This window comes from Spirosoma gilvum, from assembly GCF_054776815.1.
This window is the reverse complement of record NZ_BAAHBH010000007.1, coordinates 1-13605: the sequence shown is the minus strand read 5'-3', so window position 1 is coordinate 13605 and position 13605 is coordinate 1. Positions and strand designations below refer to the sequence as shown.

Sequence of the window (13605 nt, the reverse complement as noted above, 5' to 3'; positions counted from 1 at the left end):
CAGAATGTTTAGTTGGTTTTGTCGATGGCCAGTATGGTTTGCAGTAACACATTGACCCCATTTGTCATGTCGACCGCTTTGGTAAATTCTTTGGGTGAGTGGCTGATCCCATTAACGCTCGGAACGAAAATCATCCCGACGGGTGCGATTAACGCAATCTCCTGTGAATCATGACCAGCCCCACTCGGCAGATATTTGTAGGTAAGACCCAGTGCTTTGGCCGAAGTAACAATCTTATCCTGAATCGCTTTTTCGGTCAACGCTGGTTTGGCCGGATTGGGCTGGTGTGTAAAGGTGATTTTCGTACCCGTTGCCGCAGAAATGTCGGATGCTTTCTTCTCAATGTCTTTAAACAATTTCCAGATTTTATCGTAGTCCAGATCGCGGAGTTCCAACCCCAGAATTACCTTGCCCGGAATCACATTGTAAGCGCCGGGTAGGGCCGCTATTTTCCCAACAGTGCCCACTTGTCGACCTTCGTAGCTGGTAACTACTTCGTTGACGGCTATGATAAACTTGGAGGCTGCTAGTAGGGCATCTTTCCGCATGTTCATGGGCGTCGTACCCGCGTGATTAGCGAAACCTTCTACCGTAACTTCCCAGTGTTCAATGCCCACAATTCCCTCGACCACACCAATCTGAAGATTTTCCTTCTCTAAAATGCCACCCTGCTCAATATGCAGTTCCAGAAAGGCACTTAGATCACCTTTTTTGCGGACCACCTGTTGTAGATTTTCGGGGTTGCCGCCTATGGCTTTGATGCCGTTTGCTACGGTAAGGCCGCTCTGTGTGACGGCTTGCAAACCTTTAGCGGTCAAATGCCCTGCCATCGCCATACTGCCTATAGTACCGCCTTCTTCGTTGGCAAAAATGATGACTTCCAGCGGATGCTCCGTTACCAGATGCTGTTCATTCAGAATCTCAATGACTTCCAGCGCACCAATGGAGCCCAGGCAGCCGTCGTAATTGCCGCCGTCGGGAACCATATCGATGTGTGAACCAAAGGCTAAGGGTTTTAGAGCGGCATTTTTGCCTTTACGTTTGCCAATGATATTACCGGCTGCATCGATCGTAGGCTCAAGACCGGCTTTTTTCATCAGGCCAATGAACCAGTTTCGACCTTCCACATCGCCTTTGGTGTAGGCTACCCGATACCCTCTACCCAGTGAGTCTCTGCCAAATTTGGCTAGCTCAGCAATCCGACTTTCAATGCGCTGAGGGTTTATTTTGAGAGTAATTGAACCTGCCTGCCCGAATGCAACGGAAGACGTAAAGAGTAGTAGGGCAATTTGTACGCGTAAATGTGCTGTATTCATGGTTGTATCAGTTGGGTAATCGTGATCCTGATTAGGGATAGACGTCGTGATCGGACTCGGGCCGTTATGAATAAAGTTGATGCGTTAAATAGCCCGAATGATTTTGGATAAAGTAGTATAGACGAGCCGATTGTGGATTAAGATACCCGTTCGCTCAATACGAAACAATCAATTTTTGCGGATTTATTTGATACGTCTCCATGAAACCTATTGTTCAAATTTCCCTTGATCTGACCAATGTTGATGAAGCACTCGAAACAGCCGCTTTAGCACTACGCGCGGGTGTTGACTGGCTCGAAGCCGGAACGCCCTTAATTCTGGCTGAAGGGTTGCATGGTGTACGCAAACTACGCGAAGCATTTCCGGGCATTCCGATCGTTGCCGACCTGAAAACGATGGACGGAGGCTATCTGGAAGCCGAAATGATGGCTAAAGCGGGCGCTACCCATGTGGTAGTTATGGCACGGGCTCATGCCGAAACCATCAAGTGCGTTGTCCAGGCAGGGCAGGATTTTGGCGTAAAAGTGATGGGCGACACTATGGTGTGTCCCGACATGGTAGCTGGCGCCCGTTGGCTCGAAGATCTGGGCTGCGATTACATTATTCACCACATTGGCTACGACGAACGACGGGGTATTGCCGCCCAGGGATTGCGCATGCCTAGTCCATTAGATCAGCTTCGGGAGGTTGTGCAGGCTGTCCGGGTACCGGTTCAGGCTGTAGGGGGGCTTAGTCTCGAACAAGCCATTCGTTGCCCGGAATACGGTGCTCCACTGGTAGTGCTGGGTGCTCCCCTGACCATCGATGCGGATGCGTTTAAAACGGCCGACGGAAATCTCGAAGATTCACTGCGGCTAATCTGCGAAAAGATTCATGCCTATGGCGATGTGGCCGTTGGACAATGAATAATGAAAGGGAAATGGGTGATAAGTGTCTAATCGTCAATCCATTATACATTTTACATTATGCACTGTTCATTTTATATGATCCATTCAATAGAATTGTTATATGAAATCTGCTGCGGTTGTTAATTATGCTCCGGAGAAAGGCTCCGTTGAGATTCGTGAAATAGAGCGTCCCACCATTGGCGAAGATGACGTGTTGCTTGAAGTGGCTAATGTAGGCGTCTGCGGCAGCGATCTGCACCAGTGGACTGCCGATCATAGCTGGCCGGTAAACTACCCTGTCGTGCTAGGTCATGAATTTGGCGGGTACATTGTTGAGCTAGGTAGCCGCGTGTCGGGCTGGCGCGAAGGGGATCGGGTTGTCAGCGAAACGGCAGCTGTCATTGATCCAACCAATCCGATGAGCCGTCGTGGTCTTTATAATCTTGATCCGACTCGTAAAGGATTTGGCTACGGGGTCAATGGAGCCATGACGCGCTACGTGCGTGTTCCGGCTCGTTGTCTGCACCATGTGCCCGATCAACTGGCGTTTGAGCAGGCTTGTTTAACGGAGCCTTGCTGTGTGGCGTTTAACGCCGTTGTCGAAAATACACGCCTGAAACCTGGAGATCGGGTCGTCGTCCTTGGACCCGGAACTATTGGTATTTTGTGTGCGGCTGTTGCCAAACTTTGCGGGGCCGATGTGGCTGTTGTGGGTCTGGAAGCCGACCGGCATCGACTGGCCATTGCCGAGCAGTATGGCTGTACGGGTATTATCGGCGATGCTTCCGAATGGGCTAAACAAGCCGATGGCCTTGGAGCTGATTGCATAATTGATGCGGCTGGAGCCAGTGCTACCCTGAAAATTGCTATGCAACTGGTACGGCCAAACGGGCATATTACTAAGGTTGGCTGGGGGCCACAGCCGCTGGGCTTTTCGCTCGATCCGCTGGTTCAGAAAAATGTTACCCTTCAGGGGAGCTTCAGCCATAACTGGCCGATTTGGGAGCGCGTGATCACCTTATTAGCCAGTGGCCAACTGGATGTAAAACCCATTATCGGCGGAGTTTGGAACATTACCGACTGGCACGAAGCCTTTGAAAAAATGCACCGGGGCGAGGTCGTTAAAAGTGTGCTCAAACCCATGTAGGCAATGCGATTACAGGATAAAGTGGTGATTGTGACCGGCAGTTGCACGGGTATTGGTAAAGCCATTGCCCGACGCTGTGTGGACGAGGGAGCCAGGGTGGTTGTGCATGGCCTTGAGCGTGAGTTGGGCGAGGCTCTGGTTGCCGAGTTGGGGGCAGATCGTGCCGTATTGCATATCGAAGAAATTACCGCTGAAAATGCTCCGCAGCACCTGGTCGATCTGGCACTGGCAACCTTTGGGCGTCTGGATGCGATTGTCAACAATGCCGCGATGGTGCCGTCATCGACCATCGAAACTACCGACCTGAACTTATTCCGCCAGGTGCTGGATGTAAATACACTGGCTCCTTTTGCGTTAATTAAAGCCGCTTTAACGCATTTGCACGAACGACGGGGCTGCGTGTTGAATATTGGTTCGGTAAATGCCTGGAGTGGCGAACCCTGCCTGATGGCCTACAGTATTTCGAAAGGCGCTTTGTTGACCATGACCCGTAATCTGGGCGATTCGCTTCATCGGGAATATGGGGTTCGCGTCAATCAGATTAATCCTGGCTGGATATTGACGGAGCGCGAAATTGAACGAAAACGCGAGCAGGGAATGCCCGACGACTGGTATACATCGCTACCGGCAGAGCTTTCGCCAGCAGGTCGGTTGTTGATGCCTGGTGAGCTGGCAGCGGCAGCCGTGTATTGGCTGGCCGATGAAAGTGGTCCAATCAGTGGACAGGTTGTCGACCTAGAGCAATTCCCGTTTATTGGACGAAACTTACCTAAAAACTAATGAGTGAATGAGAGAATGACAGAATACCATCCGGCAGATAAGCTTTGCGTTAGCTATTCACAGTTCATTCTCTTACTCTATCATTCACTCAATCACTCATTAAACATATGCCTCAATTAGCCGCTTTTCCGAAGGCCTTTATGCAGCAGCTCTGCAAAGACGGAACCATGACGGTTTCTGAATGGATCGAGTTAGCTTCTCAATTAGAAATCGACGGGTTGGAATGGTATGCTGGATTTCTGGAAATGGCCGACGAAGCCAACTGGCCGCTGTTTCGCCAGCAGGTAGAAGCTAAAGGTAAAGTCATTCCGATGATGTGCTGCTCACCCGATTTTACGCATCCTGATCCGACTTTTCGGGTGGAGGAAGTCAAAAAGCAAAAACGCTGGATCGAGATGACGTATATACTGGGTGGTTCATACTGCCGGGTATTGTCGGGCCAGCGTCGGCCAGGGCTTTCCATTGAAGAAGGCGTAGCCTTAGCCGCCGAATGTATTGAAGCCTGTTTGCCCTATGCGCAGGAGCGGGGAATTACGCTGATTCTCGAAAATCACTACAAAGACGACTTCTGGACCTACCCCGAATTTGCCCAGAAAATGGATGTGTTCTGCATGCTTGTCGACCGAATTCACCATCCAAACTTTGGCGTCAACTACGATCCCAGCAATACCTATCTGGCTGGTGAAGACCCGCTGGAATTGTTGTATCGGGTATCGGACCGGGTGGTGACCATGCACGCCAGCGACCGCTATCTGCTCGAAGGAACCATCGAAGACCTGCGTCGCGAAGAAGGGGGGGCTGCCGGATACGCCAAACGGCTGAGTCATGGCGAAATTGGCAAAGGGCTTAACGATTACGATGCCATTTTTACGGAACTGAAACGCGTAGGCTTTGACGGCTGGATAAGTATCGAAGATGGGGTCGATGGCATGGCACAACTAGAACGCAGTGTGGCTTTCCTGCGCCGAAAAATAGCTGAATACTGGCCCGCATAACGAGTAAAGAAGTTTTTCCGACAGGATTTACAAGATTGACATGGTTTGTTGGCTAAACAATCGTGTTTATCCTGTAATCCTGTCAGAAAATAAGAGGTACGATTACCCTATAAATCAGTATGTATACAGAGTCGATGACAAACTGGTCCCGCTCACTATTCCTAAACACTTTAACTTTAATACCAGATTATGGAAGAAACGAATACGGCATTCCCGGCAAATAGTCGTCGTGATTTCTTGAAAACATCATCGTTGGCGGCTACATCCTTTTTTATTGTCCCCCGCCATGTACTCGGTAAAGGTTTCGTGGCCCCAAGCGATAAGCTCAATATTGCCGGAATAGGGGCAGGCGGAAAAGGTAAAAGCGATCTGGCTTCGTTTTCAGCGAGTCCCAACGTCAATATAGTCGCTCTGTGTGATGTCGATGATCGGCAGTCAGTTGATTCGCGGAAGCGTTTTCCTAAAGCTACTTACTACAAAGACTTCCGCGAGATGCTCTCGAAAGAGCATAAGCATATTGATGCCTGCTCGATTTCAACGCCCGACAACACCCACGCGGTGGCAACGCTGGCTGCTATGCAGTTGGGTAAGCATGTATACACGCAAAAACCACTTACCCACGACATTTATGAAGCTCGAATTCTGGGTCAGGCCGCCAAAAAATATAAGGTGATAACCCAGATGGGTAATCAGGGCGGATCGGGTAATGGCGTTCGTCGGATGAAGGAGATTTACGATTCAGGTAGTATTGGCGAGGTGCATAAAGTACTCTGCTGGACCAACCGCCCGGTGTGGCCGCAGGCTATTCCGACCGATAAAACCTATGATGTTCCGAAAGAACTGGATTTTGATCTGTGGCTTGGACCAGCCAAAAAAGTGCCCTATAACGAAGCCTATCTACCCTGGAACTGGCGCGGCTGGTGGCCTTACGGAACGGGTGCCCTGGGCGATATGGCCTGCCATATTATGGACCCTGTGTTTCGGATTCTGCCCATCGACTACCCAACTTCGGTCGAATGCAGTGTAGCCGGGACCTGGACGTTTACCCTTCGTCCGCAAGACGATAACCCAGGCTGGACACCATTCTCAACCTCTATTCACCTCGATTATCCCCGTAAAGACAGCAAAGGAAACATTAAAGTGAGTTGGTACGACGGTGGTATTTTGCCTGAACTCCCCGAAGAACTGCTGCCGGGCGAAAGCTTCGGTAATTCGGACGGGGGCGTGTTGTTTATCGGGTCGAAAGGAAAACTGATGGCCGACTGTTACGGAGCAAACCCACGGCTAGTGCCTCTAAAAGACAATCAACAGCTCAATGTTCCCGAAACCATTCCAAGGGTACCCAATGAAGATCACTACCTGCAATGGGTAGATGCCTGCATAGCCGGATATGGAAAAGGCGTAACGAGCTCGCCGTTTGAGTATGCGGCCCCGTTTACAGAAAGCATTTTGATCGGCAACCTGGCCCTTCGTAGCTGGATGCTTCGCGACAACCCATCAGCTAAACGATCGGCAGAGCGGTACAACGGGCGTAAGAAGTTGTACTACGATGCGCCCAATATGAAAATTACGAATTACGATCTGGCCAACCAGTTTGTGAAGCGTGACTATCGCGATGGCTGGAGCTTGACATTGTAGAATTAGCTAACCAATAAAGCGCCTGAGTTTTCGTTATCTCAGGCGCTTTATCGGTTACTGGCTTGTTCTGTTAATTGCCAATCTGCTTAGGATCAACGACAACGTACTTGATAGACTTGCCATCAGCACGGCCATCGTGATGCGAATACGTCATGTGGAGCAGCCCATCGGCGGTTTGAATTAAACAGGGGTACGAATACCCTCCCTGCCCTGGCTTGTGATCTTCAATACGAGTTTTCCATTTCCAGGTTTTGCCCTCGTCGTCGGATAGGTACAGGCTGAGCCGATAGCGGCCATCATCAATATCGTTGCCCAGAAAAGCCCACCGACCATCTTTTAGAGCGAGTAGCTCTACACTGGCCGTATTCGGAATGTCGGTTTTAGTGGTAGCGGTCCAGCTTTCGCCATCATCCTTCGACTCGCTGTAATGAACGCGGGTAGGTTCGTCGCCACTGTCGCGCATGAGCGCTACCAGTGTGCCATCTTTTCGGCGGGCCAGTGCAGGCTGAATAGGCCCTCGACCCACTACAGGCAGACTAGGTTTCCAGTTAGTTCCGTCATCGTCAGAAATAGCCATGAGCGAAAAGTTGAAGCCATCGGAGTAAAGGGGGAGTACAATCCGGCCATTGTCCAATAGGAGGGGTTTGATACGTGTCATCCAGCCAATGGAGCGTTTGCCGATGTTATGACTGGCTTCGAAAATCATGTTGTCGTATTTAGGCGCATAGCCACCCCAGCCTGCGGTATTTCTGGTCAGATCTTTAAATTTTTTCTCAACTTCCTGGGCAAACGTATCGCCAGGTTTAAGCAGAATATTGTCCTGCCAGTTCCAGACGGGTGGCCCACTTTTAGTATAGTCGGTAGAGGTTTTATACCGAAGGATGGAATATTCCCACTGATTGGCTTCTACGGCAATCCAGACCAGAAATAGTTTCCCCTGACTATTCAAAAATACAACTGGGTTACAGTCGGGCAGATTCGGGGTGTCGGCCATCAAAAATGGCTCGCTCCACTTGGTTTCCCCTTTTCGTAAACGGGCCCCCATAATCTTTACATCGTCGGCCGATCGTTCGCCACTGCCGTAAAACCATACAGACAGAAAATCGCCATTGGGTAAACTAACAAGGCTACTGCCATGTACATGCTTGTTCTGGGCAGGAAAGATGAGGGTTTGCCGGACAATGGCTGGGCTAGTCTGCTGGGCTATGGCGTGTTTTTGAACGACTAAGAAAATAAAAATTAGAATGACTAGTTGTTTCATGTAGGATTCGATGGGTAATGAATGGCCGGGGGGACTGTCTATATGAAAACCGCGTGGAATGCCTTCCCGACTTAACACAGCGGGTCAGTTAGTGTACTCTTTTCGGAAAGTATCGGACTATTTGTAATTGAAAAAACAGGGGTAATTAATTTGAGAATACTTAGATAACTATATGATAGTTAGTTATTTATATTGATTATAGCGTGTGTTTGGTCATTTTAGAGCCTAGGGGAAAGAGCATTTCGTACGGGCAATGGCTGATGGTTAGTCAAGCTTGGCCATGCCTTTTATGGGGCGATAAGGCGTTTTGAAGAAATCACCTACGGTCTGATTGAACAGTCCCTTATAATGAATCAGGGTCGAATGCCCCGAATTGGGCAAAATCCAGAGATACGCCTGCGGTATGGCCTGGGCAATCGTCATCGTATGGGCGGGCAGGATTACATCATTATCGCCACCAATCACCAGGGTAGGGCACTTCACCTGCTTCAGATCGGTCGTTGAAATATGCGGATGCAGCACCATCAGGTTGAGTAGCTTCTTTTGTGCCTTAACCTCGGGGGTTTGGGCTACACGGGCCAGACTGTCGTTGGACGATACAATCCACTGAAAAAGATCAGGTTCAATAGCGGTCCTGTCGGGCCATAGGTTTGCACCCGTAATTGCCAGTTTCTTCACTTTTTCGGGGTGCCGCATGGCGAGCAAAAGCCCATCGATGCCCCCGTCGCTCCAGCCGATTACATAGCATGAATCCAGATGGAGACTAGTGAGTAAGGCATTGAAATCGTCGGCCATCATTTCGTAGGTGAGCGAGTCGCTGGGGTCAACGGATTTTCCCTGCGCCCGGCTATCAACCGCGATCACTTTATAGTTTTTGGCGAAGTACGGAATCTGATTTTTGAAATTGTTGATCGACCCGCCGTTGCCGTGAATGAGCAGCAATGGCTTACCAGTTCCGTAAATTTCATAATACATCCTGAAGCCCCGTATGCTGACGTATTTGCCAACTTTAGGATTGTTGCCATACTCTGTGTTGCCAGTTGAGGCAAGCGGTAAGGTCGATTGGGCAAAAGCCGGTATCATTACCCAAAAAAGGTACAGAGCGAGGAGACGTTGTTTCATGAGAGTAGAGCAGTCAAGCACGTTTTACGGAATACTGGCAAGTTAAAAAATCTGGCGAGGATTTACCCGATTCTGTATTTGCTCAGCTGACTACCCTACTGACGTCTATATCCTTCCTATTAATCAGAGATGATCAGGGGAGGTGATTTATCGTTACTAACAAGGGCACTACTTTATCCTGTGTTACATCCTCATTCTCTAAATAAAAACCCATTTTTTTCGGCTTGTAACGAATGAACCGGTCAGGAGCCAACTTGGTATCAAAGGCGCTTGTAATCCGGTCAGGAAATGCAAATTCCATTGTTTTCATTTCTTCAATGTATGAATCAATATCGATTGGCGATGCCGAAAAAAGGAATAGCCAGTATTCCTGGCCGGAGCTTTTAGAAAGAGTCAGTACTTTGTTGTCGCTAGGGTAAATCAATTGATTGTCAGGGGAAATGACGATCTTGTAGCCCTTGGGAGGGAGTAATCTCGTAACCGCACTGTCTGACTCGCTGGCCGTAATCAGATAAAGGTAGGTTTGCTTTTTTACATCCACTTTAAATTTAAACGAAGCGCCTGCCCGTTGTGGCTGTATAAGGGTGTAAATAGGTAATTTGTTGGCGTGGGTCATTGTAAATGGCAGGTTGTTATTCATAATACTCCCCTGCGAAATGGTCAGATCAGTATCCAGAAGGTTAGCATCGTCAGTAGTAGGTGGCAGGTACGCTTGGTACCCATATTTAGTGTAACAGCCAAAATTCTCATATGACATCCAGAAATAGCCACTGTCACCCCAGGCAATTCCCCAACTGTTAATCAGTTTGAAAGCTCCCTTTCCTTTACCGAACATATTGTCGTCATAGCCTACTACGCAGAGTGCATGGCCAAAGTCAAGCGCTTTCGACTGGTCGGGTTGCCAGGCATTCGATCGGGCGTCGGATTGTCTGCTGCCTACAAACAGCGCCTGCATGGATGTACCAAGGCGGTTGAACCAGGTGCCGATAGACGACTGGTTCTGTGTCAATTTAGTACCTGGTTGTTCGCTGTCTGTGGCCAGGGTCTGGACAGATGTGCTGAGTCGGTCGGCCCAGGTTTTGACAAACGACAAGGTCTGGATGGAGCCGGTTGTTTGTATGCCCACTACTACGGGCGAAGCCTCGGCCAGCGTTTGTTTCACCGCCAGTACTTTATCTTCTTTTACATCCATGATGCTGAACAGCTTCACATAATCCAGTATTTTCGATGAATTTCGGGTTTGAACGGGGTTGATAGGCTGACAAAGACTGGGGTTTGCGAAATCCGAAAAGGCAGGCAGGCCATGGTGCTGAATATAGTCCAGCGCGTCACCAGCATCTATACCAAACGTACAATCCAGATCGTCGGCAGATTTAATCTGATTGTAGAGGTAGAAGGGTGAGAAACTCTGTTTAAGAATTTGGCTTTTGTCGGTAATACCTTGTCTTTGGGCTTCGAGAATCGACCGCATATAATACCCGATTGAGACGGCCACGCAAATGCCTTTGTCGCCTTGACTGATCACGGGAGGGGCGTATCTGGACAAATCAACCTGATCGGGTAATAAATGGCCAGAAACAACCGATACTTTTTGAGGGAGCTGACTATAGCTGGCTTCATCAACGTTAAGACCGGGTCCCAGCCAATTGAGCTTTGTTGAATTCGCTGGTTTTATTTGTCGGCGATTGGCCACAAACCGTTCGGGTTTAGATGTTGAGCAGGACTGAATTTCCAGAATAGGTGGTTGTCGGTTGAGGCTGTTCTGAGCCGTTTCGATCTTCGTCTGGGTTTTGTTGAGCAGGGCCGGAAACGACACCGTCGATAGCAAGGCCGGGTCATTGACAGAAAGTAAGTCGAGCAGCGCTTTACGTAGTGAATAGGTAAAAACTGAACCACTAAAAGAGGATACGAAGTAAGCGGACTGATTAGGTATAGCGGATGGGGTTGCAGTACCCATTGCGACGATACCACATGTACTGCGAAGAAACAATTGATTCATGATCTGCCTGGTCAGATCGACAGCCATAGTGGCTGATTGGGCCGGGCCGGTTCTGTTGATGACTTCGGTATCTTTCGGCCTTACACCGGGTTGGTTGACCGTTGAGAAGCGCTGGCTTTCTAATGCCTCTCTGGCATTGCAATCGGCGATGATCAAGCCAAGATAGGCGTGTTTTGCTCTTAGCCAGTCGGCAACCTGATTGACCGGAGTAGCTGATTCCCCGGTTGAATTTAGTTGCCAGTCAGGAAAATAGTTTTTTGATTTAATCCCGTATCCAGCATAGTATAAAACGATAATGTCGTTAGTAGTTGCCCGAATGTCTGCAATGGTTTGCCGAAGGCCTTGGCTCGTAAAATCAGCGTCTGCTAATCGAGTAATTTGCATCGGGCACTTTAGCCGATCCTGAACAATCCGCATGGTCCTTGTCATCAGGGTATCATTTTCCATATTGAGCCGACCAATATCGAGGTCACGTTGGTCCAGGGCGAAAATGACATGAAGTGTTGGGGCCGACTGGGAAAAACCAGAAACACAGCCCAAAAAAAGAGCAAGTCCAATAAGAGCTTTCATAGGTTTTTGAGTGAAGGTATAGGTATATACAAGTATAAACTATTTGATAATCAGCTCAAAACGTATGATGCGTATGTACTTTGTGTAGTACAAATCGGGTTTATGAGCCCCTTGGTCAGACTTAGTTTAGTGTGCTATGTTGTTGATAAATGAGAGTGCCGACCTGACATGCCTGTTGCACGTCTGTTGACTGGTTAAATAGGGGCGCTGGATAGGCAGGTGGAGAGCTGTTCAATGAAGTGGCTGTAGCGCACTTTAACTAGATTCGACCATTTCTATTAATAAATAAAAGCCGGTACTCATTGAAAATGAGTTTTTTACATACATTTAGGTCAAGTAAACCACCAAAACTCCTCTCATATGCGAAAAATCGGTGTACCCATCGTATGGTTGTTGACAGCCTCTACTATTGTACTGGCTCAACCACCTAAAAATGACACTGGCGGCAGCAAATCATCGTCAACTATAGTGCTACTAGTTGTTGGCCTGGTTGTTTTGGCAGCCATTATCTACTTCGTCAATAGTCGTTCGAAGAAATCGTAATCAGGGAACGTGGCTCATGGTTACCAACAACGGGACCACTCGCCCATGCGCTTTAGGATCATTCTGTACAAAAAAGCCCATTTTCTTCCGTTTGTAGCGAATCAGTTCGGTGGGGACAAGGTCTTTCCTGAAGACATTCGCAACGCGGTCAGGAAATGGGCTTTTTAATGAGATGGGTTTCTGAACGTATTGCTCGGCGGAAGAGTCGTCTTGTATAACTGTGAATCTTGATAATCTTCTGTTCAGTAACTGAATATAATGATCAATATCGAGTGGGGTCGCCGAGAGCAGAAATAGCCAGTATTCCTGTCCGGAAATGCCGGACAGCTTCAGGTTCAGATCCGCACTAGGATAAATTAGTCGATTGCCAGGAGCAACAACCATCTTATAACCGGGCAACGGAAGCAGCTTCGTAACGGCACTGTCGGACTCACTGGCCGTAATCAGGTACAGGTACGTTTGCTTTTTTACGTCAATTTTGAATTTGAAGGAGGTTCCTGTTCGTTGAGGCTCAGTAAGGGCGTAGGTCATTAGACCGTTGTTAGTAGAGATCGTCGTGAAGGGCACTCCCTTATCGGTAAAAACGTCCGTCATGATTTTCAGATCGGTATCGAGCAGGTTGCCGGAAGTAGCCGTAGCGGGCGGAAGAAATGCCTGATAACCATACTTAGCGAACTTGCCGAAGGTGTCATACGACATCCAGAAATAACCCTTATCGCCCCAGGAGCTTCCCCAACTGTTTATTAGTTTGAAGGCTCCTTTACCCAGCATTTTATCATCGTAGCCAACTACACACATGGCATGACCAAATTCCAACGAATTGGCCTGATAAGGCTCCCAGGCCATCATCGGTTCAGAACTGACCTCCTTGTCGAGCAATTCCGATACAAAGGATTTCAGTCGGGGCACCAGGGTTTTTTCAAAGGACAGATTGGCCATCGAACCGGTTGTTTCGATCCCAACCACAATAGGTGCTCCTTCGGCCAGGGCTTGTTTGGCCGCCAATACTTTAGCATCTTTTGGGTCTGTGATATTGAATAATTTTGCGTAGTCCTCAATTCGGGATGAAGAGTCTATTCGAGTTGATGCATGTCTATGGCGTTCGCAGGAGTTAGGGTCAGGGAATGCCGAGAAAGGCGGCAGACCGTATTGTTTGATGTAATCGAGTGCTGACCCTGCATCGATGCCAAAGGTGCATTTGCGGTCATTTTCCCATTTAAGTGGTACTGTCTTTAATTCCAAAAAAGCCGGTATGATTTTTTCAAGATTCGACCCATTCGCCTATATTCGCCTTCTCAAGCACGTCCACTTGTGGCCGATGCAGCGTAGCCCCCTGAGTTGGGGCTA

General features: G+C 48.7%; 11 protein-coding genes. 6 read left to right on the top strand and 5 right to left on the bottom strand.

Annotated elements, in window-relative coordinates; all coding sequences use genetic code 11:
* Window positions 1–8: 8 nt before the first annotated feature.
* Complete coding sequence (locus ACYVFD_RS18815) at window positions 9–1316, bottom strand: M20 family metallo-hydrolase (RefSeq protein ID WP_461091961.1); 1308 nt, start codon at window positions 1314–1316, stop codon at window positions 9–11.
* Between the two features lie 200 nt (window positions 1317–1516).
* Between ACYVFD_RS18815 and ACYVFD_RS18810 the strand changes: the two genes are divergently transcribed.
* From ACYVFD_RS18810 to ACYVFD_RS18790, 5 genes are all read left to right on the top strand, one after another.
* The gene (locus ACYVFD_RS18810; protein WP_461091960.1) at window positions 1517–2221 is read left to right on the top strand and encodes an orotidine 5'-phosphate decarboxylase / HUMPS family protein; all 705 of its coding nucleotides are present in this window, start codon (window positions 1517–1519) and stop codon (window positions 2219–2221) included.
* Window positions 2222–2324: 103 nt separating this feature from the next.
* On the top strand, window positions 2325–3350 hold the full coding sequence (locus ACYVFD_RS18805) for a zinc-binding dehydrogenase (protein WP_461091959.1): 1026 nt from the start codon (window positions 2325–2327) through the stop codon (window positions 3348–3350).
* Window positions 3351–3353: 3 nt separating this feature from the next.
* The gene (locus ACYVFD_RS18800; RefSeq protein ID WP_461091958.1) at window positions 3354–4130 is read left to right on the top strand and encodes an SDR family NAD(P)-dependent oxidoreductase; all 777 of its coding nucleotides are present in this window, start codon (window positions 3354–3356) and stop codon (window positions 4128–4130) included.
* Between the two features lie 107 nt (window positions 4131–4237).
* Window positions 4238–5125 (top strand): sugar phosphate isomerase/epimerase family protein, encoded by an 888-nt coding sequence (locus ACYVFD_RS18795; RefSeq protein ID WP_461091957.1) that lies wholly within the window; start codon window positions 4238–4240, stop codon window positions 5123–5125.
* 189 nt (window positions 5126–5314) lie between these two features.
* Window positions 5315–6763: a Gfo/Idh/MocA family protein gene (locus tag ACYVFD_RS18790; RefSeq protein ID WP_461091956.1), complete on the top strand. Its 1449-nt coding sequence runs from the start codon at window positions 5315–5317 to the stop codon at window positions 6761–6763.
* 70 nt (window positions 6764–6833) lie between these two features.
* Here ACYVFD_RS18790 and ACYVFD_RS18785 read toward each other — a convergent pair whose 3' ends face one another.
* The 3 genes from ACYVFD_RS18785 to ACYVFD_RS18775 all read right to left on the bottom strand — a co-directional run bounded on the left by ACYVFD_RS18785 (window position 6834) and on the right by ACYVFD_RS18775 (window position 11715).
* The gene (locus tag ACYVFD_RS18785; RefSeq protein WP_461091954.1) at window positions 6834–8024 is read right to left on the bottom strand and encodes a sialidase family protein; all 1191 of its coding nucleotides are present in this window, start codon (window positions 8022–8024) and stop codon (window positions 6834–6836) included.
* A gap of 264 nt (window positions 8025–8288) precedes the next feature.
* Window positions 8289–9146 carry an alpha/beta fold hydrolase gene (locus ACYVFD_RS18780; RefSeq protein ID WP_461091953.1) on the bottom strand — a complete coding sequence of 286 codons (858 nt, stop codon included), beginning with the start codon at window positions 9144–9146 and terminating at the stop codon, window positions 8289–8291.
* Window positions 9147–9279: 133 nt separating this feature from the next.
* Window positions 9280–11715, bottom strand: coding sequence for a C1 family peptidase (locus ACYVFD_RS18775; RefSeq protein ID WP_461091952.1), 2436 nt, complete (start codon window positions 11713–11715; stop codon window positions 9280–9282).
* Between the two features lie 360 nt (window positions 11716–12075).
* On the opposite strand from ACYVFD_RS18775, the gene ACYVFD_RS18770 reads away from it, so the two are divergent.
* Window positions 12076–12258 (top strand): hypothetical protein, encoded by a 183-nt coding sequence (locus ACYVFD_RS18770; protein WP_461091951.1) that lies wholly within the window; start codon window positions 12076–12078, stop codon window positions 12256–12258.
* Here the strand turns inward: ACYVFD_RS18770 and ACYVFD_RS18765 are convergent, their stop codons facing one another.
* Window positions 12259–13500: a C1 family peptidase gene (locus ACYVFD_RS18765; RefSeq protein WP_461091950.1), complete on the bottom strand. Its 1242-nt coding sequence runs from the start codon at window positions 13498–13500 to the stop codon at window positions 12259–12261.
* Between the last annotated feature and the right edge of the window lie 105 nt (window positions 13501–13605).